Origin of the sequence: Flagellimonas amoyensis (assembly GCF_003058265.1) — a bacterium.
Lineage (GTDB): Bacteria > Bacteroidota > Bacteroidia > Flavobacteriales > Flavobacteriaceae > Flagellimonas > Flagellimonas amoyensis.
On sequence record NZ_QBUK01000007.1, the window covers coordinates 115,520 to 141,641 of the forward strand.

Annotated in this window: 25 protein-coding genes; 9 read left to right on the forward strand and 16 right to left on the reverse strand. The window is 44.6% G+C overall.

Going from position 1 to position 26,122, the window contains the following annotated elements:
• Positions 1 to 219: 219 nt before the first annotated feature.
• The 13 genes from DB398_RS11235 to DB398_RS11295 all read right to left on the reverse strand — a co-directional run bounded on the left by DB398_RS11235 (position 220) and on the right by DB398_RS11295 (position 12,335).
• Positions 220 to 1,011, reverse strand: a complete 792-nt coding sequence (locus DB398_RS11235; RefSeq protein ID WP_108424491.1) for a DUF4138 domain-containing protein — start codon at positions 1,009 to 1,011, stop codon at positions 220 to 222.
• Positions 1,008 to 1,940 carry a conjugative transposon protein TraM gene (gene traM, locus DB398_RS11240; protein ID WP_108424492.1) on the reverse strand — a complete coding sequence of 311 codons (933 nt, stop codon included), beginning with the start codon at positions 1,938 to 1,940 and terminating at the stop codon, positions 1,008 to 1,010. The genes DB398_RS11235 and traM overlap by 4 nt, the downstream gene beginning before the upstream one ends.
• Positions 1,921 to 2,547, reverse strand: coding sequence for a conjugal transfer protein TraK (locus DB398_RS11245; protein ID WP_108424493.1), 627 nt, complete (start codon positions 2,545 to 2,547; stop codon positions 1,921 to 1,923). Before DB398_RS11245 ends, traM begins: the two co-directional genes overlap by 20 nt.
• Before the next feature lie 11 nt (positions 2,548 to 2,558).
• Positions 2,559 to 3,398: a hypothetical protein gene (locus tag DB398_RS11250; RefSeq protein ID WP_108424494.1), complete on the reverse strand. Its 840-nt coding sequence runs from the start codon at positions 3,396 to 3,398 to the stop codon at positions 2,559 to 2,561.
• The gene (locus tag DB398_RS11255) at positions 3,398 to 4,003 is read right to left on the reverse strand and encodes a conjugal transfer protein (protein ID WP_199913388.1); all 606 of its coding nucleotides are present in this window, start codon (positions 4,001 to 4,003) and stop codon (positions 3,398 to 3,400) included. Before DB398_RS11255 ends, DB398_RS11250 begins: the two co-directional genes overlap by 1 nt.
• On the reverse strand, positions 4,000 to 6,411 hold the full coding sequence (locus DB398_RS11260) for a TraG family conjugative transposon ATPase (protein ID WP_108424601.1): 2,412 nt from the start codon (positions 6,409 to 6,411) through the stop codon (positions 4,000 to 4,002). The genes DB398_RS11255 and DB398_RS11260 overlap by 4 nt, the downstream gene beginning before the upstream one ends.
• Positions 6,398 to 6,682: a hypothetical protein gene (locus tag DB398_RS11265; RefSeq protein ID WP_108424495.1), complete on the reverse strand. Its 285-nt coding sequence runs from the start codon at positions 6,680 to 6,682 to the stop codon at positions 6,398 to 6,400. The genes DB398_RS11260 and DB398_RS11265 overlap by 14 nt, the downstream gene beginning before the upstream one ends.
• Positions 6,682 to 6,969, reverse strand: coding sequence for a hypothetical protein (locus DB398_RS11270; protein ID WP_108424496.1), 288 nt, complete (start codon positions 6,967 to 6,969; stop codon positions 6,682 to 6,684). Before DB398_RS11270 ends, DB398_RS11265 begins: the two co-directional genes overlap by 1 nt.
• A gap of 292 nt (positions 6,970 to 7,261) precedes the next feature.
• Entirely contained in the window at positions 7,262 to 7,924 is a 663-nt protein-coding gene (locus DB398_RS11275; RefSeq protein WP_108424497.1) for an ATPase, read from the reverse strand.
• Positions 7,921 to 8,511, reverse strand: a complete 591-nt coding sequence (locus tag DB398_RS11280; protein ID WP_234416218.1) for a hypothetical protein — start codon at positions 8,509 to 8,511, stop codon at positions 7,921 to 7,923. Before DB398_RS11280 ends, DB398_RS11275 begins: the two co-directional genes overlap by 4 nt.
• Positions 8,462 to 8,740, reverse strand: a complete 279-nt coding sequence (locus tag DB398_RS11285) for a helix-turn-helix domain-containing protein (protein ID WP_108424499.1) — start codon at positions 8,738 to 8,740, stop codon at positions 8,462 to 8,464. The genes DB398_RS11280 and DB398_RS11285 overlap by 50 nt, the downstream gene beginning before the upstream one ends.
• Before the next feature lie 337 nt (positions 8,741 to 9,077).
• Positions 9,078 to 9,917, reverse strand: coding sequence for an RteC domain-containing protein (locus tag DB398_RS11290; protein ID WP_108424500.1), 840 nt, complete (start codon positions 9,915 to 9,917; stop codon positions 9,078 to 9,080).
• A gap of 12 nt (positions 9,918 to 9,929) precedes the next feature.
• On the reverse strand, positions 9,930 to 12,335 hold the full coding sequence (locus DB398_RS11295) for an aminotransferase class I/II-fold pyridoxal phosphate-dependent enzyme (RefSeq protein ID WP_108424501.1): 2,406 nt from the start codon (positions 12,333 to 12,335) through the stop codon (positions 9,930 to 9,932).
• A 199-nt stretch (positions 12,336 to 12,534) separates the two neighbouring features.
• Between DB398_RS11295 and DB398_RS11300 the strand changes: the two genes are divergently transcribed.
• From DB398_RS11300 to DB398_RS11315, 4 genes are all read left to right on the forward strand, one after another.
• Entirely contained in the window at positions 12,535 to 12,915 is a 381-nt protein-coding gene (locus DB398_RS11300) for a DUF7793 family protein (RefSeq protein WP_108424502.1), read from the forward strand.
• A 45-nt stretch (positions 12,916 to 12,960) separates the two neighbouring features.
• Complete coding sequence (locus tag DB398_RS11305) at positions 12,961 to 13,887, forward strand: helix-turn-helix domain-containing protein (RefSeq protein WP_108424503.1); 927 nt, start codon at positions 12,961 to 12,963, stop codon at positions 13,885 to 13,887.
• A 96-nt stretch (positions 13,888 to 13,983) separates the two neighbouring features.
• Entirely contained in the window at positions 13,984 to 14,436 is a 453-nt protein-coding gene (locus DB398_RS11310; protein ID WP_108424504.1) for a MauE/DoxX family redox-associated membrane protein, read from the forward strand.
• Positions 14,437 to 14,488: 52 nt separating this feature from the next.
• Positions 14,489 to 14,728 (forward strand): DUF6520 family protein, encoded by a 240-nt coding sequence (locus DB398_RS11315; RefSeq protein WP_108424505.1) that lies wholly within the window; start codon positions 14,489 to 14,491, stop codon positions 14,726 to 14,728.
• Between the two features lie 124 nt (positions 14,729 to 14,852).
• Here the strand turns inward: DB398_RS11315 and DB398_RS11320 are convergent, their stop codons facing one another.
• The 3 genes from DB398_RS11320 to DB398_RS11330 form a co-directional block, all read right to left on the reverse strand.
• Positions 14,853 to 17,147 carry a zinc-dependent metalloprotease gene (locus DB398_RS11320; RefSeq protein ID WP_108424506.1) on the reverse strand — a complete coding sequence of 765 codons (2,295 nt, stop codon included), beginning with the start codon at positions 17,145 to 17,147 and terminating at the stop codon, positions 14,853 to 14,855.
• Between the two features lie 77 nt (positions 17,148 to 17,224).
• Entirely contained in the window at positions 17,225 to 18,634 is a 1,410-nt protein-coding gene (locus tag DB398_RS11325; RefSeq protein WP_234416222.1) for a RagB/SusD family nutrient uptake outer membrane protein, read from the reverse strand.
• A gap of 16 nt (positions 18,635 to 18,650) precedes the next feature.
• Positions 18,651 to 21,683: a SusC/RagA family TonB-linked outer membrane protein gene (locus DB398_RS11330; RefSeq protein ID WP_108424507.1), complete on the reverse strand. Its 3,033-nt coding sequence runs from the start codon at positions 21,681 to 21,683 to the stop codon at positions 18,651 to 18,653.
• 708 nt (positions 21,684 to 22,391) lie between these two features.
• Between DB398_RS11330 and DB398_RS11335 the strand changes: the two genes are divergently transcribed.
• From DB398_RS11335 to DB398_RS11355, 5 genes are all read left to right on the forward strand, one after another.
• Positions 22,392 to 22,616 carry a helix-turn-helix domain-containing protein gene (locus DB398_RS11335; RefSeq protein ID WP_108424508.1) on the forward strand — a complete coding sequence of 75 codons (225 nt, stop codon included), beginning with the start codon at positions 22,392 to 22,394 and terminating at the stop codon, positions 22,614 to 22,616.
• Between the two features lie 272 nt (positions 22,617 to 22,888).
• On the forward strand, positions 22,889 to 23,338 hold the full coding sequence (locus DB398_RS11340) for a TIR domain-containing protein (protein ID WP_108424509.1): 450 nt from the start codon (positions 22,889 to 22,891) through the stop codon (positions 23,336 to 23,338).
• Complete coding sequence (locus DB398_RS11345; protein WP_108424510.1) at positions 23,339 to 24,178, forward strand: RipA family octameric membrane protein; 840 nt, start codon at positions 23,339 to 23,341, stop codon at positions 24,176 to 24,178. It abuts the gene before it with no gap.
• Between the two features lie 12 nt (positions 24,179 to 24,190).
• Positions 24,191 to 24,571 carry a TIR domain-containing protein gene (locus DB398_RS11350; protein WP_108424511.1) on the forward strand — a complete coding sequence of 127 codons (381 nt, stop codon included), beginning with the start codon at positions 24,191 to 24,193 and terminating at the stop codon, positions 24,569 to 24,571.
• 345 nt (positions 24,572 to 24,916) lie between these two features.
• Entirely contained in the window at positions 24,917 to 26,101 is a 1,185-nt protein-coding gene (locus tag DB398_RS11355; RefSeq protein ID WP_159076409.1) for a DUF3644 domain-containing protein, read from the forward strand.
• The last annotated feature ends 21 nt before the right edge of the window (positions 26,102 to 26,122 follow it).

Below are 26,122 nucleotides of genomic sequence, written 5' to 3' on the forward strand. Positions count from 1 at the left end.
TTTACCACACTATTGACACCCTCCTGCATTTGAAACATATAATTCTATTATTCGCTTCATTTGGGTCATTATTTGATCACCACAGATCGGTGCAGCACAAACCATAAAGGTATTGGTAATATTAAAGTCAAGGGAAGGAAAACACCATCGTCGATTGTTGAATTGGAACCCTACTCCGGATGAATTTCCAAAAGTTTTACAATCATGACAAGTTCAATGCTATTTTCCAACCACAAGTACCCGATTCCCATGCTGTTCCCTCAATATCAACCGCAACCGTTCGTTATCACCAAGAACAAACTTGGGCAAGACCATTACAAAACGGATGTCATCCCCATGGGCCAGTATTTTTGGCAATCCAATGGTCTGATCTACCTTCAATGGAATCTCCTGGTATGAGGCCCTTCGTTTTTTGGAACCATTGACCAAGTGAACATCCCAATGATCCACTTCAAAATCAACTTCCGATCGATTCTTAAGGCCACAGACCAAATAAACCTTTTGATCGGAATAATGGACGTTCTCCAATCGGAACACCAGTCCCATCTTTCGTCTGCGCGCCAAGGTCGTAGGAGCAGTATCCAAAAGCCTTCGAGCCATTTCTGAAATCACGACACGATCTTTCTTGGCCGTTTTGGCCAAAGGTACATTGGTTGGAACGGGACGTTCCGATCCAATATGTTCCCCAGCTTGTATAAAATAATTCAACCGAGGAATTTCTTCTGTATAGGTTAAGATATAAGCATATACAAGACCATCGTTGGTGATCACCAACAAATTACTGTCTTCCGCCTCCACTCCTTGCAACAAGCCAACATGGCCCGCCCTTTTCCTATCATAGGAAAAGACAAAACCCTCATGGCCGGTCACGGCACGCTTGATGGGGCTTGGAAAGAACAAGGCCACACTCATGGTCCCGTTCACATAAAGGGTATCCAAGACCTGTTGCCCCCTCAAACCCATGGTGCATAACAAACCTAAGGTCAAAAAAATGATTTGTTCGTTTTTCATAATTTAGGTTTTAGCATCAATTGATAATTACCCTTCACCTCCACCTTTATGGCCCGATTGTGCCGTTGGAAGATTCGGTTCAAGCCACCGATCTGTGGGAGGCCCGGTACATTCATCTCGCCGATGGCCTCATCCAAGCCCTTTTCCATGAGCTCACCTTTCAGGTGGTTTTCCACATAAATCCCTTCTTGGTCGTCCTGCAAATCATAGGCTTTCCAAGGGATTCCATTTTCCCCAAATGCTGGAAGGTCCACCATCACCCGGTTGGGGCGTATCTTGACAAACCCATAAAGGCGGGTTCCCTTCGGAACCCAATTCCCAGCCAGATAAACCGAATCGGACAACCGCAGGTCCAAGCGTTGTCCATCCCTTAAGGTTTGATCCCCATCCACATATACCTTGACCGTAATATTATTTGGCAAACCTTCAACGATATCGTGTTCTTTTGGGTTGGAAGCAAAAAAAAGCTGATGGGACAACCCCAATTCCTTTATCGGGTTTTGCAGGTTCGTTTCCACAATTCGAGTTAAGGTGTCCGTCACTCCTGCTTTGGGAGCAGGAGGGTGCAGCTCTGGGTTTATGATTGGTTTTATTCCAGTTTGCAGGGCTCCGGCATCAAAAACACTATCTATGATCCGTTGTTTTTCATATTCCATATAATCCGGGTTGAAATAGCCCTTGTCATCAATCATATGGTCGGGATAGATGGGAGGAGCGGTAACCTCCCGTTCCTCTTTCATGGCTTCCAACGCCTTTAATTTGCTGTCGTACTCGACCTGAGTTTCTTCCAAATCGGGTATGGGTATCCGTTCGGGATCCAATTCCGCTTTCTTGTCCTTTCCAAAGATCATGATGCCATAGATGGTAATGAACAATACAACGCAGACCAGTACAAGGGCAAATACAATCTTATTCTTCTGTGTTTTCATTGGCTTCAATTTTACGTAGTGAGTTTTCAAAAAAGTCCGTGATCAACAACCCATGCGGGTTGTGTGGAAAGTTCCGTTCCACTTTTAATAAATGACCCGAGGTGACCAGTTCATAATTATCCGTTGCAGAACCTCTATGGATGATAAGGACTATACGGGTTCGGAACCCCATGGATTCCTTTCCTATATTGACCTTGGTATCGATGCGCTCCACTTGTTGTACCAGGGAATATTGTAACAATCGATTAAAGAACCCATCTGCCTTCTTCTGCTGGAAGATCTCGGTGACGCTACCATTGCCCAACCACAGGGCCCTTTCCATGTTACTTTCATAGCTTCCCGCATCCACCCCATAGAATAGCCGATGGAATCGTTCCAGATGGGCCAGGGCCTCCACTTCGAGATTTTTCCGTTGGTCCACCCAGGTCAAAGGGATTACCTCCCCTTCCCCATTCACAACAAAGGCATGATCCAAGGCTTCCCTGTGCATTTGGGCCATCAAAACAACAGACAGGGTACTGACCACACCTGAACAAACGACCACGGATATTGCGATCCAGCGGTTGAACCGCAAGACCTTTTGAATAGGTATAAAGGGTGTTTTCATTGCATTGTTTTTTATCCGGTGAACAATCGAAGGGTAAAACGGGTCGCCCGTCGATACAGTTTGAATTTCAAAAAGACGATAAATCCAATGGTCCCGATCTCGATGATGGAGGCAAAGAATTCACTCCCCCAATCAAACCCAAAGAGGTTCCCCCAAAAATTGGTACTGATTTGGGTATAGAGGTTATTCACAAATACATTGACCAGAAAGAAGGCAGGTACCAGCATATACACTGCTGCATACAGCTTGAAATAGTTGTAGGCCAAGGGACGGAACCTCTCAAATACGGCCAGACTGATGACCAAGGGGAAAAAGGCCTGTAGAATCCCCAGCAGGAAATACCGCTCTGCCAGGAACAGCGGATAGATGAACAAGTCCATCAACCACAACACCACCCCGATGATAAAGGCCAACACCTTCAATCCGTACAAGGGGGTGACCAAGGCTTCGTACAACAGGGCCATGGCCTTTTTGGCGGCTTCCAGGGCACCCACATCCCGTTCCAGATCCACGTCCTGTAGCTGCAATGGGAGGAGTGCCGGAGCCGTATCCCGATATTGTGCCTCAATGGCCACCAGTATCCCATCGAATACCCCTAAAACTTCTGTGGAGAAGATGACCAAGAGCACAACCAAGAAATTCTTGGCGAGTTCGGTGGGGGTCAATCCCCAGGTATGCCCATCGGTACTGGCTATGCCCTCATTGTATTTCTTCAGTATATTGACCAAAAAGAACAGGACGGCCAAGGTCTTCATGCCTACTATGGTGTATTGGGAAAAATCACTGTCCTTGATGGTCTGGAAGACCGCATCCACATATTCCAGGCCTATGCCCAAAAAGTAGCCTGCCATCAGTAGTTGGTTTCCCGGTTATTGATGATGTCCTGCATCCGACGGAAGGAGATGATCTCCCGATAGCGTCGCGTCTTGACCTCCAGTTCGGCCACCATTTCTTGGGACTGTACCTTCTTTTCCATCAGGATGGCCGTCCGCTCCGCATCGGTCATCTTCAAAAAATCACTGGACAAGATCTGGTTGACAAAATCCAAATCATCTATGGCTGTGTCCATGATCCGCTCAAAGGCACGGGACACTTGTTCCACCTCACTTGCCTTTATATAAGGGGAGTTCAAAATCTCCCGTAAATCGGTCTGGACGGTACGGAATAAAATCTCATTGTTCCGGGCCAGTTCCCTTACTGCCTTCAACTGCCGGATGGTGTTGTTCACCTTGACAATATTGTCTTTCTGTTCTTTTAGGAACTCCACGGTCTTCAACAGCTCTGCTGTCTGCTTGGCCGATTCCACCAGGGACTTGGTCATACTGATAAAGTTGGTGTTGTCATACACCGGCATCCCCTGGCAGGCAGCGCCTGCAGGCAATAAAATGGCCATGGACAGTACCATAATCCATGTTCGGGGATTGTTCCAAAAGATTTGTTTCCAACCTATTTTCATATCGTTTTCTTTTTTTGGTTTATAAATTCCTTGATGGCCTTTTCCATGTCATTGGTCCGTTCATACAATTGCATGATGGACTCGTTTTCCGTTCCATCGGTGAGATAGGCGGCATATACCTCAGGGGGCACCTCCAATCGGAAAATGTTGCTTTCTCTCCCGATCTTGACAAAGAACTCGGTATACTTCCGATACCCGGTCAGGTTGTTGCGAATGGACCGGAGCTGGTCCAGGTCATGGTCCGAAAGGTTGAGCCTACGTTTGAGGTCCGTATATCCCTTTTCGTTGCGCAGGCTATAGATGACCTGGGTGTTTTCTAGGATACTGGCCGCTGTAGTATTTTCGGGCAATTGGTTGATGGATTGCAGGATGATACCAATGGCCCCGTTCTGTTTTCGGATGGCCTGATAATAAAACTCCACGCTTTCCAAGACGTTGGGAAACTTCAACTGTTTGGCGAACTCATCAAAAAGGATGATGCCCCTTTCTGATCGGTTCCGCCATATCGTCCTTTGGATGGCCGACTTTATCAGTTTGAGCATCACTGAGAGGATTTCCTTGTTGTCCCGCACTTCGTCCAGTTCAAAGACGATCAGGTGCTTGTCCTCGATCTTGTGGGACTGATCATTGCCAACAGTGAACAGAAAGCTGTACAGTCCCCCATCCACATATTCGGATAGGATGTGCAAAAAGCCATATACATTGAAATCGGTCTCCGCCACTTGGACTTCCTTGACCAAGGTATCCTTATGGTCATCCACGAATTGGTATAGGGAAGCCAGGGAGTGTCCTGATCGGACCGATCTGTAATAGCACAACAACACCTTTTTGATGGCCACCTCCCTGGACTTGGTCACCATGGTTTCGGCCAAAAGTTCCAATAGAAAGACCGATAGGTCCTCCAGACGCTCCGGGGTCAGGTCGGCTTCATCGGCAATATAAAAGGGATTGATCCCAAGGTTCTTACCCTCCTCGAACCGAAGGATCAGGTGGGCATCGGGATAGAGCTTGGCAAATTTCGCATAGGAGCCCCCAAGATCGATAATGACCAACCGGACACCCGCCTCGAAGAATTGGCGTAAAATGTTGTTGGCCAAGAAGGATTTCCCTTCCCCTGTGGGGGCAAAAATGGCAAAATTCCTAGCCTTGATGCGCTTTTTAGCCTCGTCCCACACATCCTTTAACACAGGGATATTGTACTGCCGGTCATTGAAAAGAATCCCTTGTGCATCCGATCCGTAGTTGGTATTGTTGATATACAGGCATAGGGCATGCTTGAGATCGGTGACATATAGGTCCGCATTGGAAAAATTGGACGCATGGCAGAAGTGGGAGTTCAGGAAATAGTGCAACCGTTCCTGTCCGTTGGGACGGTAGGGCATCATATCCAGTTCCTTGAACTCAGCCTTGACTTTGGACGCTATCCGTTTTAGTATTTCTTCCTCTGAATGCCAGAATACCACATTGAGGTGCCCCCTGATGATCCGTGCACTGTCATCCGAATTGATCTGGTCCAGGATGTGTTCTATTTTCTTCAGGACCGCTTTATTCTGGGAGCCGAAATTGGAACTCTTGCCCAGCTCTTCCACCTTTTTGTCCAGGAGTTTGCGCCACTTGTGTTTGTCATCGAGGTACAGGATATGGTTGACCATGTGGTTTTCCCCCAATTCCAGCCCAAGACCGTCCAAAAACCCTTGGTGAAAGCTGAACCCATCCGAACTGAAGCGTTCGTTGGGTCTGCTGCTCTGCACGTACTCCCCAAAACTGTGTTCATGGGTAATGGCCATGGCATCAAAAAAATGGTCCCCTATCTCCATGGGTCCCTTCCCCCAATGGATATCCGTATCAAAACCCTCATTGAAGCCATTGAAATGGGCATTGTTGATGTCCATGATCTGCCCCTCTTCCAAAGGTCTCACTTCCAGACTCTGCCCATTGTTCAAATAGACCACGGCATCGGTAACTGCAGTGATAAACCCCGCCACCTGTACATCCAATTTGTGATGGAGGCCCTTTTCCATTTTCCGGAAGGGATTGACATATTTGGCCGCATTGAGCGTCTTGTCCAAGGGCAAGGTAAAGAACAGCAAACTTCGGTGCACCAAGTGTTCCCTGCCCTTGAAGTATGAACGGGTGGCCCTTTGTAAAAAGGATGTATTGGGAAGCGGTCCAGGATCAAAGCCTTTCTTTTGATAGATTTCCTGTTTATGGACGACGGTACCCACGGGCAGCGACTTGAAAGCCTGGAACCAGATATCGTGCATGTTCTCAAAGTCACGTTCCGACTGGCTATAGATCTCTGGAAGCTCTACTTCATAACAGAGCACCACATTGCCGTTGTTGGCAAAGACCACATTGTTCTGAATGTCCAGTATGGGATGGTGTGCTTTGATATCAATCCTGTCCATACGCATAGGGGTTTCTATTTTTATTGCTCAGGGAACTGGGAAATACCTGTGTAAAACCAGTCTGAAAGGGCTTTTTGACCCACTGTACCAATGCCCCATAGAGCAGGGCATTGGCTAGCAGCAGGCCCACGATGACACCAAAACTGAAGGAGAAAATGATGATCAACAGGGAGCAGATCACCGATACCATCATCAGGGCAAAAAAGGAAATGGGCAGTCCCATGACCATGGCGCGCTTCCGAATATTTCTATAGACCTCGTAACGCTTCATCAGACCACGATTCCAATAAGATAGGTAAAGATGCCCACGACGGCCCCTGCGATCAGAACAAAGACCAGTACGCGGGTGATCCCCTTTTTAAGGTCAGCGTTCTCCCCAAAGAAGTGTCCAGCATTGAACAGGAAGCCCACCAAAAAAATGACCCCCAGGATAATGGGAAAGATGGCCCGAATGGTATCGGATATATCATTGACCGAATCCTCGATGCCCCCGATCTGGGCCAGAAGAGCACTCGATGAAAAGAGCAACACTAAGGAGATGAAGAAAGATTTTCGCATATCGTAAACGTTTAAGGGTTAGACGATTGTTGATATGTGAAAATTAGTGGATTATATATATCAAATAACTGATAATCAGCTATTTGTGAATATCATTATTGCTGCATCAAAACAGGTTCAATTGGTCTGGAATCCATGCAGATTTAATGAAAAAGCGAACACTCCCTGTTGATAAGTGCCATCTGGTTCCAATCCCTCCGCCCCAAAAACGTCAAATTCGACTGATCGGCCCATCAAAAAGTGCAGCAATTCACCCAAATTCAAGGCTACATGCTACACCAGCCACAAAACCTTATTTTCTTTTGTCCTTACAATCCTTATCGAATCCCACCAGGTTAAAGAGTTCCCTCATTCTTGACCTTACCCGGTTCCCATACCTTGCTTCCAGTTCCTGGGCATTGAGATTGGTGGTGGCGTGGGTCTTGATCTTATGGTCCGTGAACAGTTCATAGCGGGACAGCAAGATCTCCCCCATCACATTACATTCCTTCCCAAAATGGACGCCATCGGGTTCCACACCCAGATCATCAAAACAAAAGGATTGGGAATTCCCATAGTCCCCAATGATCTTAAAGCCCAAATGGTTGAAGCCAAAGACAATGTTCCTCGACGGAATGACCTCATAAGGCCTTTGGTGGGGCACCATGAACTTGAACAGTTTCATCAGGCTGGTCTTCCCACAGCCTACCGGACCTGAGAGGAGGAGGCCCTTATCCACATCGATACCCAACTGTTTACAACGCTCCCGGTCCCTGATAAAGTAGAGACTAAGCTTGTACAGCATCTCTTGGTCCTCACGATGGATCCTGAACTTCTTGCCGAACAGGAGTTTTCCCTTGGCATCGAGGTAGACCAAGATCTTTTCGAAATCGTATTTGATCTCCCTGCCCTTCAAGGAGCCCAGTTCATAACTTATGTCACCTTCGGTGATGATATGTGGGGACTTAAGATTCATAGCGGTTCGTTGTAGTCCTTGTCCTTGCTGGTCCCTAAGTTGTCCCGATATGGGACAGTGGGAGGATGTTCGGCATTGTTTTCTTCAATATCAAAAACTTTCTTTTTCATTTTCTTTTGTTTCTTCCCGTTTGTATTGTTTTTTGTTGTTTGTATAAGTTTGTTTATAGGTACCAATGCTTGTCCAGGGCTTGTCCCGATTTTGGTACGGTACTGGTCCAGGGCTTGTCCAGTACTTGTCCCAAAATCGAACATCTTGATCCTGCTGCCCTTATAAGGATTGTGGGATGGGGAGTAAAGGATATAGTTCCAATGGCTGAGCTCGCGGATGCAGCGGTGATAGGTCGATTTGGACCCGATCTTGGCATAGGCCATGGCCTCTTCCCTACTGATATAGAACTCGGCCACAAAATAGTTTTGGTTCCACAATTGGAAGAGTCCTATATACAGGCTGATATGGGTCGGGTTCAAACGGTTGTCCTTGGCAAACTGGGCAAACACCCCGTTCAGGTGTTTGATATAATTGATGTCCTCCACCCTATATGCGGTTATGGACCTTGTTCTGCTCCAGTACTTCCATGATCTCATGATATTCATAGTAGAGTACACCTCCTATCTTGGTATAGGGCAGGGTCCCGTTGACCCTGAGGTTTTGGAGAGTGCCCGGGGATATGCCCAAGAGGTCCCGCACCTCATTGGATTTGAGCCATTTTTTGTTGCGCTGTCTCTTTTCGTTCTGCAAAAGGTCCTTGATCTCCTCCAACAGTTCAATCTTGAATTCCCTTAAATCTTCGGTGGTAATGATGGTAGCTCCCATGTGTTTTGTGTTTTAAAAGAAAGGGCCACTGCATGAATTTCATTTCAATTGGTGGCCCGTCCACTGATTTAGCTCACGAACTTTATGATTTTATACCATAGGTGTTCGTGAATCTGCGATTTGACTTTCAGGGACAAAACTCAACAACGGAATTGGAATAACTTCCCAAGTTGGTACCTAGGTGGGTGATTTTTTTTGCACATAGGAAATGATGGTATTTAGTTCAATTTGAACATGGTACATCCAATAAAACGCCCAAAACCCTCAAGATTTTACCCTGACGACCCATCAAAATGCAAATTCCCAAGTTGGTACCAACTTGGGAAAAAATAAAGACTCATTCATCCAGGGATTCCATACGTTGGTGGAGCATCTCGATGAGCTTGTCCAAAAAGCGGGTCTTACTGGTCTTCCGGGACCGGATATCGATAAACGTGTGATAGTAGTTCCCTAGGTCAACATTATAAAAGTGTTCGAAATGGGCGGCCAAATCCTTGATGTCCACAGTACCGCTGTTGATGCATTTACTGGCGTGAAGGGCATATAAAAGTTCGATCAGGTCGGTCTTGGTACCGGTCCAGAACAGTTTTGAAGGTTTTTCCATAGCTATGTTTTTAGGGGGTTCCAAAATTTTGTCCAGATCATCCACTTCCTTTCGGAGGTAGACGATCAACATATCGTAGGCCATGATGGTGGCGACGGTCCCATCCTGACAGGTGGAGAACTGGTCATCGATCAAAAAATGGAAGGATTCCAGAGGTAGGCGCAGGTCCCGGTTGCCCCGGACAAAATATTGCTCGTCCAGGGACATGGCCCCTCTCCGATAGTAATTATAGAATTCCAGGTTGTCATTAAAAAAGGTCTGGAACTTATCGATCTGGTGCTGGAGGTATTTGACTTGGGCGGCATCGTTTCCCCTGGGACGTTTGCTCTCGATATTGAACAATTTGACATAATAGATCAGCTTGCTGAAGATTTGGGGCTTCACGTGCTTAAAAAAATAGATCTCATCGGCTTGTGTGGCAAAGGGCTTTCCCGTGATCTGTTTTTGCAGCTTTCGGATACTCTTCTCCACGAGGACGATTCCTTTCTCCGCTTTAAAAAGGATATCCCCGTTCCCGCTTTCCAACGCATCCAATTGTCCCTCAAATTCCGATAACAGCTTTTGGTATTTCATGACAATCTTCCCTCACTGCTGGCCTTCCATGACCCCGAGCATTTCCAAGATGAAATTGTCATTGGTCTGGAGATAGGCATACTTTTCATGCACGATGGCACCGAGTTTCCGTTTTTCAAAGGCTGCGGTCATTCCAAAATCGATCTTGGCGATGCCCAAACCTACTGCCCGCTCAATGGTCCTGTAGAGCAATTGCCGATAGGTGGCAAAGGTGTCCAAATGATCGTAGTCCATACCCACAAAGGCAGGGATATAGACTCGGCCCAGATTGGTAAAACAGAACATCACGCCAAGGATGGTATCGGGCCCATCCACTGGGGTCAGCACGATAAATTCCCATAAGGGATGTTGGTTCATTTCCTCAAAGAGGCGGTCGGGAAATGAAAAAGTGTTGAGTCCAAGATTTCGGGATTGAACTTCACCAAATAACCGCTTAAATTCCAACAATTCAGAACGGGTAACTTTGCCAACCACTTTGGTTTGTGCCAATTCCAAATAGGGTTGGACATCCTTACGAAAATGCCTTCGGTTCCTGGCTGACAATTGCTCCAAATAGGCTTCCATGGACGCCTGTCCCAAAAGGTCCACCGTGCAACTGTTCGGCATTTGCACCCTTAAAAAGCCATGCCCATAGAGGTCGTTGTGCCAAGGGGTATTCCCTTTGAAATCCCGCAACACGGTCATCTTGGCCCCAAACTGATGTTCCAATTTCTCCATGGTTTCCAAAAGACGGCCCATGGCCTTGTCCGCCATGGGATGGGAAGGATCCAGGAACAGATGATCCCCTTCCGTGAACAGGCATCCCAGGGAAAGTACCTTTGAGGATAGATGGTATTGATCCGTTTTTCGTTCGACCTCTATGGCCTCGGACACTTGTGCGGGTGCGAGCATATCATCCTTCCAAAGGCCAAGGGTCAGGAAGGTCATCAAGATGGGAGTTCCCCTTTTATCTTTTATGGTGACATACCAAAACTTCCAATTATGTTCTTGAAGGTCATTGTTGCTAAAAGACCTTTCCAAGAATCGCAGCCCTTCCCAATCAAAGGTCCCTTGGCCACCAAGATGACGGTTCCATAGCACTTTATCTACCAGTTCGATGGAGGCATGGATTTCAACACACAGTTCTGACTTTTCATTAGAAATAGCCTGATTTCGAGGTTCCAGCTTAAAGGCATGGAATACCCGGTCCGCTGTGGTATGGGTATCCTCCAAAGCCTTGGGAAAATGATGTTCCATGGCCTCGACCAATGCCTTGATCTCCTCCAGTTGGTTATGTCTGGAAATGGTGATCCTCACTCCGGTGTTCTTGACCGGGACGGCCGGAAAAATCCCTAGGTTCACATAAAAGCCCTCGTGCATCAACCGATTGACAAAATTGTACCCCGTCTTGGGCATTCCGGTACCGATGTAGAAGACCGGGGAGGTATTTTGATCGATCAAGGGCAGATCTGTAGCACGTAAACGTTCATTGAAATGGTCTATCCGTTCCCTTAGTTCGTCTTGCAGCCCATAGATCTCCGGGGAAAGGTGGATCTTTGCCGAAGCGATGGCCGCGGCCACCGAAGCCGGTTCCAATTGGGCAGAAAAGGTCAAGGGACCTCCAAAGGTCTTGATTTTATCGTACATCGAAGCATTGGAACAGGCCAACACGGCACCGCTGGCCCCAAAGGTCTTGCTCAAGGTACCGAAGAGCAGCACGTTTTCTGGCAGCTCCCCCAATTGGTCCAGGACATATCCAGTCCCGTTCCTACCTACCCAACTCATACCATGCACATCATCGAAGTACAAACGGAGTTGCGGATACTTTTGGGCAAGTTCCATCAATGCTTTTACAGGGGCATAGTCCCCATACATGGAATAGATCCCATCAGCCATGTACCAAATATGTTGTTTGGTGTGCTGGTACTTTTTGATTTTGTCCTCCAGCATCTCCAAATGGTTGTGTCGTATCATCTCAATCGGGACACTTCGGGTCTTAAGCATCTTGGCCGCATTCTGTACACTCCAATGGACCTGATGATCCAAGATAATCACATCCCCATCTTCCACTACACTGGGGATAACCCCTAAGTGCCCAAGGGTACTGTTTTTGGTAATGACAATGGGATGGCCGTATATGCTGCCAACATGGTCCTCCAATTCCTCATAGAGGGGATTGGAGATATAGGATTTGGACAGGGGAAATTGGGTGCCATATTGCCCAATGGCCGAAATGGCGGCCTCCTTCAATCTAGGATCCTGCTCCAATCCCAGATAACCGGTGGTCCCAAAATGGAACAGTTCCCTGTCCCCTACCCTTATGGTCCGTCCCGAAAAGGATGCTCCCCCTGCGTAGAGGTGCAACACCCCTGCCTGTTTGGCATCAGTGAATACTTCGTGTACGGTGTTCAGAAAATTGTGGTGCTTGATCTTTGCCATATCCTTTGGTTTAAATTGTGCTAAAAAGTAATGTCATTTGTAGGATTTTGAATAATAACCAATTCGTTTACTCCGTTTCAGTCAAGCATTATTCCGTTTTAGTCAAGTCAAATACCTTTAATTTGGGACAGCACTCCCCCTGAAGCGAACCCAATAGAACAATTTTTGTAAATTCAAGGATTTTACCAGTTTTCGCCATATGAGGATATCACATGAAAACCAATATGCCATTTATCTGTTGACCGAAGAGCTACTGCACATCATTTATAAGAAGAGCCTTTGTATCGACCTCAAAGCCGCCCAACTTATCGTAAGGGACCGGATGATGCTCCAAAAAGGAAGGAAAATGCCCGTACTCTGTGACATCCGTGAGGTGTTGAGGGTAAATAAACCGGCTCGGGACTATTTGGCTTTGGAAGGGTCACAATGGATCACCGCCCTGGCCTTTTTGATTGATCCCCCGGTCAGCGATGTGATCAGCAGCATTTATTTGGGAACCCATGCAGAGACCGTACCGACCCGTTCCTTTACCAAAAAATCGGAGGCCCTTGCCTTTTTAAAAATGAATGGACGCATATGAAATCCCAAGCAATAGAAAGCACCCAATGTTTAAAAATCGCCAACCATGCCGAACACTGATGATTTTAGGGTAAAACGCATCCATAAGATGCTTCTTGAAATGGCCAGGGGCAACTTTTTCTATTCCCTTGAACCTTCCGATAAAAATGACAATATCGCCTCCTTGGTGGTCATGCTCAACATGGTCAATGAGGAAATTGGGGCAGCCTTTATCCATCAGGGTTTTGCCAATGCCCACAACACCCCACAATGTATCATCCAACTTTCCTTGCTCCTGGACACCAACGGTACCATCGAGATGGTCACTAACGGTTCCTGTTCCCTTTTGTCCGCATTGCCCAAAGAGATCATTGGAAAGAATATCATGGAACTCATGACCGAGCCCTCCAAAAAGATATGGGCAAAAAAGATGGTGAAACATTTGAAGCGGGATAGATCGGAAACGGTATTGTTCCTGGAACTGATTACAAAGGATGGTCTTTTAGTGGCCCAGAATTGTCAAATCTCGGTCTTCCAGGCCTTGGACGGGAGTGGCCGGAAAATCGTTTTGAACTCCGTATTCTTTTCCAAGGGGGAACCTTTTGAGACCGGTCTGCCCAAAAATAAACTCAAAGTAACGAAGGGAATCAAGGAACACAAGGTCACTTTGACCCCAGAGGACATCCAAATGATCAGGGAGGTCCATGACATGATCCTTAACAACTTGGACAAGGATCTTCCCTTGCTCAAGGACCTTGCCCTCCAAAAGGGGACCAATGAATACAAATTGAAGTATGGCTTCAAGCAGATCTATGGCACCTCGGTATTCCGTTTCCTGACCCAGGAACGTCTTAGGAAGTCAAAGACCTTGATCCAGCACAGCAACCTTTCCCTAAAGGAAATCGCCCATATGACCGGGTTTAAGAGTCCGGCCCATTTCTCCAGGGCCTTTCGGGGCAAATACGGTAAAACCCCAACCGACTTGAGGGGGTAAACCTCTCAAAACATGTAATTTACTCCGTTTGGGTCAAGGAATACTCCGTTTAGAGTAAATCAGACCTCCGAACTTTGTCATATCAAATCAAAAGATATGTCAATCAAGGGAATCCACTCGAAACTTACAACACTGTTCAGCATTTTGTTGACCCTACTTTTCGTGTATACAGCGGTCAGTAAATTGATGCATTTGGATACCTTTCAATTGAGGGTGGAGCGTATGCCCTACATTGCATCCTATGCTACTCTGATTTCATGGGCCGTGCCCTTTTTGGAGTTGGTGATCGCTGGCCTATTGTGGTTCACAAGATACCGCACCCTGGCCCTATATGCCAGTTTCGTCTTATTGGGATCATTCACCATCTATATCATTATAGTCCTAAAATACAGTGAGTCCATCCCATGCTCCTGCGGCGGGGTCATTTCGGCTCTGGGATGGAAGGACCACATACTATTGAATATCTCCTTTATGGTCCTTGCCCTATTGGGAATTCTGTGGTCGAAAAAACAGTACAACATCCAAGAAACTCAAAAATCTGTACAGTAGGGGAAGCCGAAAACCTAGAAAAGAGTAGGCATTAACTTTTATACTTAGTATTATGAAATCTAATTTTTTAAAACTTGTTTTACCGGCCTTCGCCATCCTTTTAGCGGTCGGTATAGCCTTCGCAACTGAAGAAAGCAATCTGATGCAACCTGGGTATGCGGATACCCCATCGGGTCCTTTGCCCGTCCAGACCGATTGTCTGGACGAGGGCCAGATCCAATGTAAGGCTGGAGCTTATTTTGTGTACAAGGATATTGATTTATCCGACCCCTTGTATGAAAGGGAAGAATAGTTCCATTCAGCTAATTAAAGATATAAAGGTGTCCCTAGGGACACCTTTATTGCTAATCCAAAAAATCACCACGTAAACCCTATCCGTGGGTTCTCTTGTAAAAAGGAAGTATTGCCAATCCTCTTTATTCCATTCCTAGTTTATCCAATTTTTTCAAGCAGAGGTTCCAATGTCCCAAGGATTCCATTTGCTTGTTTCTTTTCATTTGTTTTTCTATTCCGCTCTTCAGGTCCATCAGATTGCCCATCATCAGACCTTTGGTATGGTCTGAATGGACAAAACCTTTTTTGGGAGCCTCATAGATTTTCCGTTCCTCTTCAATGACATCAAGTATCCGATCCAAGTAAGTCAGCTGAACTTCCTGCTTTCTTCGACCTACATGACCAAGATTTGTATGCAATTCCTTGAATAGACCCTTCTGTAGATCATTCAAATAGGCCTCCAATATTCCTTCGAATCCTTGGATGGTCTGCATATGCTCCAATCTTTTCATCCGTTTGGGGCGTAAGAGCTCGAACAGCAATAACTGCTGATGGGTCAAAACCTGATCCGGATATGTCGAATACCTGATCTTCGTCTTGAAATTTGGTCGAGTCAACCAATCTGGTGGATCAAAAGCCCATTCCATTAAAAAATCGAGGGCCTCCTTTTGGGATTCCCAAGAAATTGGGGTATACATCTCACCGGGTTGATTGGCCGATTTATAGAAGACTTCATAGCCCCCAATTAACGAAAGGACATTTCTCATGGTATCGTTCCATAGCTCCAATGCCTCCCCGTACATTCGTTCCACCCTATGGTTGTCCTTTTGATCTTGGTTCACCGTGGGCATGAGTGCCATGGCACGCTCCAGGTTCTTCAGCCCCAACTGTGCCGCTCTGATTGGATCATCGGTTTCCACTACCTCATTGGTGGCCCCGGGCCCTAGAATTTCCTGTTCCGCATTGATAAACCGGTACCAAGGAACGGAATCCTGTTGCCGGATAATGCGCTCCAACCGATTCTCTTTTTCCCTTAGCGATAGACCTTTTGGAAATTCAGAATATGCCCATTCGATATAGTAGTGGTCCGTAGGGCCCACCTTTTGCAGCAAAAGGTAGGGAGGTACACTATCCTCCGGCTGGGCGATATTATTGTGCCTAGCATAGCTCATGATACTTGGGGTATGCCCCATTTTTTCCAACCAAATGGAATTTCCCATTTTTTCAAGGGGATAGCTGTGCTCACCATAGTGGTTGTCCCGTATCCCGAAAGCATGCCCAGTCTCATGGGCAGTTAGAAATTGCAACAGTCCCCCTATGAGTTCATCGGGAAAGGGATAGTCCTGCGCCCTTGGATCCAAAGGAGCACATCGAACAAAATACTCATCCATCAACCGTGTAATGGGGCTGCCCAAAAGAATATCCGATTTGATGATCTCCCCCGATCTAAGGTCGACAACCCTGTTCACAGATGAGCTTGTAATGGACTCTTCCAAGTCACGGATATTTTGGTTGCCAAGCCACTTCACAACTGAATTACCTAGACCAAATTCCGTCCACTGATCCAGACTATCCACTTCCTTTACCACAATGGCGTCTTTGAACCCTGCGGATTCGAAGGCCGGTAACCACTCCTCGATTCCTGCTTTGACATAAGGTCTCCATTTTTCGGGAATATCCGGTGATAGGATATAGGAAATTGGTTCGATGGGTACACTTACATCCTGGTCCTTGAACTTTTTCTCCAAACGCCTTCTCGTGATGCTTCCCAGGATGACCTTGCCATTACTTCGTACTTCTTGGTAGTCCTCTATCCAAAAGCTCATTCGATAATCAAAATTTCTGTGTTCCATGGGTTCTGACAAGACCACAAAGCTGAAAAATACGGATAGGGCATAGTTGACCCCTTCCTTTGATATTCCCAGATGGAATTTGACCATGACCTCTCCATCCAGTTGTTTGGTTCCCACGAGTTCATTCAACTCAGGAGCCTTTTGCCCATCGGGAAAATAGTACCATCCCAATGAAGGATCGGAGAGCAAATCAGTGATGTCAATTTGGTATCCATGTTTGGAACCTTCAATTATAGGAAAAACACCCAAAATGTTCCGTTCCAGTTTCCGATCCCCGTTCAATGGAATCCAAATCCCGGCTTCTGACCAAATGCGATGCTCTTCCATATAGATCTTGTCCCCCGCCTTTCTGAACCTTATCTGCTTGTAATCATATCGATTCCCGTCATCTATTCTGGTCCAGAGTATGGGTTCGTCCATAGCGCTAATGGGGATATCCAATACCAATCTACCCTCCACAATGGCCGCTGATAAATTTGGGGGTTCTGAATTCCTATGGTGGATCGAACCAACGGGTCCTATGCCCTGGCCCATACCCATAAAGGGCATCATCCAAAAACCCAGTATGCTTAAAAAGTATTTCATTTTTTTTGTTTTATGTGTGACATCCCATACCACCTAGATCGTCTTCGGAATTAGGTGGCCGGGTTTCTTTTACAGGTTCAATAACCGTCATTTTGGGGCAATAGATTGGGGTTGCGCTCCAGCTCTGCCTCAGGAATGGGAAGCAATATATCCGACGGGTCCCAATTGGGTTTGAGATCTCCCAATGCAGCATTGGCCAGCCCTAAACGTTTCAGGTCAAAAAAACGGTGCCCCTGTTCTGTGAATAATTCGATGCGCCTTTCCCTGACAATGGCATCCAATACTGCATTTGCTCCAACTGCCGTTGTATTCGGCAAGCCTGCACGATTTCGAACCGCATTTAGGTCCTGTTGTGCCCCATTGGCATCACCGGATTGTACCCTAGCCTCTGCCCTGATCAAATACTGCTCCGCCAAACGGAATCTTATGGAATATTCCAAGGATTGGGTTTCCGTTATCCATGCCTTATATTTATGGGAAAAGGAAAGTGTGACCGTGTTCCCGGCATTGGATATACTATCGATCCAAGCCACTTTTCGCCCATCCCCATTTTCAAAAGCTGCTAGAAGGCCTTCGGACAAGCCATAGGTTTGCCCGGGTACGGCATTGATGATCATTTGGCCGGCTTCATAGGTATTCACGGGCGAGTTTCCCGGTTTCAATTGCCATATGGTTTCCATGGATTCCTTTAGGAAAACCCTGTTCAGATTATCCTCCAAATCAAAGCCATCGATAAGAACGGTAGAAACGGATTCCGCTAGTTCCCATTGGTCCGTATAGAGATACATCCGTGCCAAGAGGGCCTGGGCCACATAGTGGTCGGGCACCACCCGTTCCTCGTTTTCCACCTCGGCAGTTTCCAAAAGATTGATAGCATCCAAAAGGTCGGTGATAATGGCATCATATACCTCCTCCTGTGGTAAACGCGACACCTTATTGTTCTGGGTATAATCCGTTGTGGTGATATAGGGCACATCCCCGAACAGGGACACCAAAATACTGTGCATATAGGCCCGGGCAAAAAAGGCTTGCCCCATGTATCTATCTTTATCAGTGTTTACCAAAGAAGTGGAATCCTCCAACCCTTCAATAATGGCATTGGCGCCATAGATGACCTGATAAGCTTGGCCCCACCAGGTCAAAATATCTGCATTGTGCGGCAATACCCGGTTTTGGTGGAACTCCAATAGTTCGGGATCCATCCCAAAATAATCCAGTTCATCGGTATAAATGCCCATTCTTGTGGTCAGTCCAAAGTTGCCCGAGACAAGTCCCTGTTCCCTCATGGCAAGATACAGATTGGCCAATGCGGACTCCACCGTTGCCGGATCTTCGAAAACCGTCTTTGAGACCAATGTATTTTTGGGCGGCCCCACTTCGACAAAATCGGTACAACCGATCAGGCCAATTAAAGCGAACATAAGTAGGCAAGCCCGACCAAAAAAGTTGCTTAAACCACTCTTGATAAAATTTTTGAAATCTTTCATGCTAGTTTATTTTTAGTTAAAAGCCCACTTGTACACCTAAAGTCAACTGCCGTAACGGGGGCAATCTCGTATTGGAAGTCTGTTCGGGGTCCGGCCCCCTGTAATCTGTCAAGGTCCATAGATTTTGCCCTTGCAGGTACACATTGATCTCCAACCCATTGTCCAAATTGGGTATCTTATAGTTCAGGGATATATTCCGTAATCGAACAAAGGAGGCATCCGAGACCGCGGCATTGCTTCTTCGTTGCAATGCACCCCTATCCTCTCCAAAGATCAACCCTGCCGATGCTATTTGAAAGGATTTGATATCGCCTGGCTCCTGCCATCTATCCAATAACTCCACGCTCCCATTTTCTGGATACCCAGGAGTGGTATTGAACTGAAGGGTATTATAGGCCTTTTGTTTTTTAAATTGGAAGAATACATCCAAGGTCAGATTCCCCAAAGCAAGGGTATTGCCCAACCCTCCATAAAAGTTTGGGGCCAGGTCTTCCACCCATTTGCGGTCCTCGGAACTGGTGATGGCACCGTCACCATTGAAATCCTCGAATTGGTATTGACCGGTCTCGGGGTCCACGCCCAAGGAATGGTAAAGATTGGTAATGGTCAATGGCTTCCCTATGATATATCTGCTGGAGAATGTGGAGTTTTCCAAATCCTCAAATTCCACCAATTTGCTTTTGGGCACGGTAAGGTTTAAACTTGTGGACCACTTGAAAGTTCCGTAAACAAGGTTTACCGAACGGACGTCCACTTCCACCCCTGAATTCTCCACAACGGCATCGAAATTCCCTGTCAATTCCGTGAAGCCCGTGGTGGCCGCCAATGGAATTCCGATCAATTGGTTGGAGGAACGGTTCCGGTACCACGAGGCATTGAGGTTCAATCGTTCCTTGAAAAAACCGAGTTCCAGGCCCAGCTCCAGCTTTTTGTTCTCCTCCCATCCAAAAAGGGGATTGAATATGCCGGTAGGCCTTAAGGCAGAAACCCCATCGTAGTCGTCCCCCGTTATCGTATAGGTATCCAAAAACTGGTAATCCCCGATATTATCACTACCTGTTGTCCCATAGCTCCCCCGCAATTTCCCGAAACTCAATACGGAGTCATCTTGAAAGATGGACGCTTCGGAAAAGACCCAGGCTAGGCCCACTGCGCCAAAATTCCCAAACTGTCTATCAGGCCCGAAACGGGACGATCCGTCCCTCCGTCCGGTCAAGTTGAGGATATATCGATCAATGTACTTGAAATTGACCCTGCCAAATACGGCATTGTATTTATAGTCACTGTCCACATCGGTCAAAGATTCCACCAGTTCCGCTGCCGCCAGGTTCTCAATCAAACTATTATTGGGAAAACCACGTCCACGCAACACCAACTGTTGGGTAGTTTCCTGCTGAAAGGTGGTTCCTACCAATACATCGACCGAAACGTCCTTCCATTCCCTGTTCCAATTCAATTGGGGCTCCACGATCCATGATTTTCGCTGTGATTGGTTCAGGCTCATATTGGAATAGCCCTGTGGTGTCAGGTTGAGCCTGGGGTTTCGTGCGGAACTGGGCAATGTCCGATACGATTCCAAGCGGTAATCGGTAAAGCCCAGACTAGTCCTCACCTCCACATTTTCAAATACTTTATACGAAACCATAGCATTGGCCATAAGGGTATTGGTCTTCACCTCGAACTTTTCCTCCAATGAGGCCAAGGGATTGTCCCAAGTATTGTTTTCCCAGTTCAGGTTACCCCCTTCATCATAAAGTGCCGGTGCATTCGGCGCAAGTGTATAGGCCTTCAGGGTAAAGTCCGTCCGGGGCAAAAGGTTGTTCTCATGTGCATATTGGGTAGACAGATCGATGCGGAAACGATCGTTGTTAGATCGATGATTGACATTACTATGAATATTTGTCCTTTTATAGTTTGCATCCCCGGGGAACACCGTGGTTTCCCGTTGATGGGAACCACTGATCAAAAATTGGGTCCGTGCACTACCCCCTGATATCGAGAGTTGGGCATTGTTCCGATAGGCCGTCCCACCGATCAGTTCCTTTTGCCAATCCGTATAACGATTGTTGTCCCACAAAGTGATATCGGGCCAAAAACTATCGTATGCAGGGTTTTCAAGGGCATCCCCAAATCCATCATTGATGACCCCTTCACGCCTTAACTCCAGATATTGTGGGGTATTCAACAAATCCATAAAATGGGAGACCCGTCCCAGGGAGGAACTGAACTGTGCATCGAATCGGGTCTTCCCTTCCCTACCTTTTTTGGTAGTGATCAAAACCACTCCATTGGCTCCTCTGGACCCATATATCGCTGTGGCATCGGCATCTTTGAGCACTTCAATGCTTTCAATATCATTGGGGTTGATGGCATTGAGCGGACTGATATTGCCCGAAAAAATCTGTCCTGACACATTTGTGGACCCCATGGATAGTGAACCAAAGGGCACCCCGTCCACGATAAACAAGGGATCGGATACCCCATTGATGAAATTCCGTCCACGGACCTCTATTTCAAAACCACCACCAGGAACCCCAGTGGATTGTACTATGTTCACACCGGAAAGATGCCCTTGCATCGCTGCCAATGGATTTCCCACTGGTTGTTTGTCAATGATATCTGCCTTTATGGTTGCGATATTACCTGTACGATCCCGATCGGAAACCGTATAATATCCTGCATTGAGCACCACTTCCCCCAATGCCGTGACATCCTCTTCCAATTGGACGATAACCTCCTCTCTTCCAGCAATGGGAACAGTAACGGATTTAAAGCCCACCATGGAAAAGATAAGCACATCGGTAGGACCCGCATTGATAGAAAAGGAACCATCAAAATCTGAGATTGTTCCAATTTGCTTGGATTCCACCACAAGGTTCACCCCGGCAAGGGGATTCCCGGAAGTATCGGTCACGGTGCCTGAAACGGTAATCTGTGGTGGTTCCAAGACAGTGCCCGCTTGCACATGAAATGAAAAAAATGACATTAAAATGACATATAGGAGCATAAACAGGATTCCCCTGCGCACGCTTGATATTGAATGTTGCATAAATTGAGTTTGTTTGATTTCTTAGTTAGTTATTCTCCACACTGCCCACAAGTCACCATAAAATCGTAACTTCCAAAAAGGACATCAAGGTTCGGACAAAGGCCACCCTGCCCAGATAAAAACATATCTGGAAGTAGGGTCCCAAAAAGGACATGAAACCGAAAACTAGGGCCGGAAACCCAAAAGTGGAATCGTCAGGAATGGGACAAGGAGTTATCGTTTACCGGAAAGGCGCAGCGTGTATCCCAAACCTACCAAAGAGGATTAAACTGGATTCTTGGGCTTTTTCTTGAACAGGATATCAAATACCGAAAGCGTGCTCACCAAAAAGGACCCCACCGATACCCAACCAAAAAAAACAAAGCCAACGTTTCCCATAAACCCATTGGTTAAGCGAAACCCGAATAACAATAAAGAAAACAAAAGCTTAGAAAAAGTTGGGCGTGGAACTCAACTTATCTCTTTTGAGGCACTGGTGGAGCCTTGCAATCGATAAGCAGCCCACGCCCGGGTCGTGAGCCATCCTGCTTATCATCTCGATTGCATAAAAATTACCAGTTTTCAAAAGCGAGACTCTAAGCGATAGCTTCAAATATGTTTTAAACGAAGAATCGCAATATATGTAATTGGGGATAAATATAATAAACCTTTTTGTATTAACACATATATGTGTTGATGAAATCTAATTGATTTGGCAAATTTTGAAAGATGTCAGATGTTGAACTCTATAAACTTAAACAAAACATAGGTGCTATCATTAAAAAGCATCGAGAAGAAAAGGGAGTATCCCAGTTAAATATGGGCATCGACATTGAAATGTCCGCAAATCAAATTGGAAGAATCGAGAGAGCTGAAAGTAACCCTACTGTTGAAACTTTATATACTATCGCTAAATATTTAGATTTTGACATAAGCGAATTCTTCAAAAAGTAATATTCTAACTTCCTCCACTCTAATTGCTTCTCTCATTTTAAATTACCTTACGGAATTCTGCATTTTCCTTCTCTTTTAATATCTTACATTTAACCTCATCTCCCCAAATTATCTTAGTTGAACAAATGAAAACTATGCTATGCCTTATTGAGCAAAACTTGGACATAGCCAACCGACTTGGTATTATATGCCCAACAAAGTTAAGCATATAACCAAGTTGGCATTCATTTTGAGCACATCTGCAAAATAGAGTTAAAAAGGAATAAAAATTTATGTTACCAGTAATACTTGGAGTCGGAATAGCCGCATTGATTGCAAAATCGATTTTCGATAATAATTCAGAAGAGAAAAGAATATTTATTAGTTTCTCTATGAAAGACGAGAAATATAGAAACTATTTGGTAAAACAGTCTAAAGAAGAACGTTCACCTTTCAGTTTTGTAGATATGTCCGTAAAGAAACCTTGGGCAGAAGAAAAATGGAAAACTGAATGCAGAAAACGAATTGTTTCTTGCGATGCTGTAATTGTGCTTTTAAGTAAAAATACCTGGCATTCAAGCGGAACAAGATGGGAAATAAAATGTGCTAAAGAAGAAGGTATTCCAATTTATGGAATGCACATTCAGAAAAATAAAAAAGGTGCAATTCCAAAAGAATTAAAAGGTTCAAAAATAATAACTTGGACTTGGGATAATTTAGAAAGCATTATAGAATCTGTATAAATGAAATTATTTGTATGTAATAGAAGTACTGATTTATCAGCAACACAAAGTGTAATTGATGAACTGCTTATTGAGTCAAAAAACTTTATCGCTGTTCAACAAGAAATTGAACATTCTGAAAATTGGAAAACACTTGTAGAAAATAAAATGAACGAATCAGATTTTGTTCTTTTTATAGTTGGAGAAAACACATTTGAAAGTGAACAAATAATTTGGGAATATGCAAAAGCAAAAGATTTAAACAAAAGAATAATTGGTTATAAGTTACCAACTGCAACAGAAGAATCCATTCTATTCTGCCAAGGGTTTCAAGTTTTTGATAATGTTAAAAATTGTTTTGAATTCTTAACGAAAGTCTTCGATGATGACCGAAAACTAAAATTTGAACAATACAAAATAATGGTAAGTTCAACTGAAAAGGTAACCGACAGTCGTTTAAAAGTAAATAATCTTTTCCTTACAGTAAGTTCTACTATAATATCTATTGGTTTCGTTTTAGGTAAAACATTTGGATTTACAATTCCTGTTGTAATTGGTATGTTAGTTTTAACTGCATTAGCTCTTTTGATTTCCTATTCTTGGGAGAAATTAATAAACTCATATGCACTATTAAATCAAGGAAAATTTAGAGTTATAGATAAAATCGAAAAACAGTTGAGGACAAATATGTTTGAGGACGAATGGAAAATTCTAACGCAGGAGATAAAATATAAACCAAACTCGGAAACTGAAAAAAACATAGTAAAGTATTTTAGAGTATTTGTTATCATTTTAGGGATTTTAGAAATAGTATATCTCGGATATTTAATCTTTCCTCATTTACCACAATGCGGATGCTAAAAACATAATTATATGAACAAAAAAAGAGTATTTGTTGCTTTCGCAATAGAAGATAAAACAACCAAAATATTATTTACTGGTATGGCTAAAAATGCAAAAGTACCATACGAATTTGTGGATATGTCAGTAAAAGAGCCTTGGAGTGAACAATGGAAAACAAAATGTAGAACAAAAATAAAAGGATGTCACGGAATGATAGTTTTGGTTTCTAAAAATTTAGCAAAAGCTGATGGAGTACTTTGGGAAGTAAAATGTGCGAAAGAGGAAGGAGTAAAAGTTCGTGGAATTTACATAGATGGGGCTACTATTTTACACAAACCAAAAGAATTATATGGAACATTAACTGAATCTTGGACTTGGGAAAATGTAAAAAACTTCATCGAATCACTATAAAAAACGAAATGCCAACATCGGCTATAGCAAATGTAAGATTACTGCTTAAAAATGAAGATATTGCAACTAAATAACATTCGGTCTGGCGACAAAGATTCGGTTTCCAAATCCCGCACTTGCCATAGTTGGGGCCGTTGCCCACAATAAAAACCAACCACTATAAATTGGAAAAAAGAAAAGAAAAAGAATACAACAAAGCCGACCTAAACTTTACTGCGGAGACATAATTAAAGTGGAATTACCTGAGTTAGTGAAAAACTTATTTGGGGTATCTATTAACCAAATAAATAATCAGTGAAAAAGCCAAATGAGAAACAGAAGCTGACCCTCTCCTTTCTTCAAAAAATGGAAGAAGAAGACAGAGAATTTACGGACAAAGAATTAGCAAATGCTTCGTCCTATCCGTTAGGGGCTTCACTGCGGGCCAAACTCAACAGAAATGAATTCGGAGAGTTCATTCTCAAACAGGCTAATGGCTTGTATAAAGCTCAACATACCCTTGGGATTTCGCTAAATGAGTATGCTTTGAAGGTTAGTTCCAAATATCGCCATGCAAATCCTGTAAGTCACTCTACTGGAACCTCACCTAGCAAACCTTCTGATCAACTGACCGACAAAAGTATACAAGCGGCCCTTGCAGCAATTGAGATTTATAATAAACCAGATTTTAAATATCGTGAAGAGACCTTTTCAATTCTCCTAATCAATGCTTGGGAGTCCTTGCTAAAGGCTAGGATCCTCCAAAATGAATTAGAGCACATAGAAGTACTATACATCAAGGATAATAAAAATCCAGGTGGTTTCATACTTTCCCGCTCAGGAAATTACAGAACAATTTCTATTGGTGACGCAATTAACAAAGTGGAATTAGACCCTACCTTAAAAGCCAACCTTTTCATATTGGTTGAACTTCGAGATAATGCAATCCATTTTCGCAATGATAGCCCCGTACTGAACACAAAGCTTCTTGAAATCGGAACTGCAAGTCTTCATAGTTATCTAGAAATGTGTAAAGATTGGTTCAAGAGAGACCTCAGTAAATACAATTTCTTTATAATGCCTATGTCTTTCTTTCATGCTCATGAAGTGAAAAGTTATTCGGTAAACTCTGAATCAATTCAGACTCAGAATTTACTAAGATATATTGGAAATAAAGAAAAAGAACATCCACATGATCCACTCTCGGCGCATAGTATCTCACTTAGATTGGAAACAAAATTTGTAAAGAGCAAAATGCTTATCGATCCCAATGACCCTGATGCTATTTCGATCACGGTTGATGAGGAAGATGCATTTAAAAAAACCTTTATTTGGGAGTGTAGAAAAGATCTCCTACCAAGATTAAGTAACCGATATTCTGATTTTAAACAGACTCCTGAATTCTGGAACTTACTTAGACAACTAAAGAAGAACCCGAAATTCTGCAGAGTACGTTATTTAAATACTAAAACGAAGACTGGTGTAAAACAAGAATTTTATAACCCAAATATTGTTCAAGAACTAGATAAACACTATACTAAAAGGCAATAAAACGTTACAACAATAATAGGT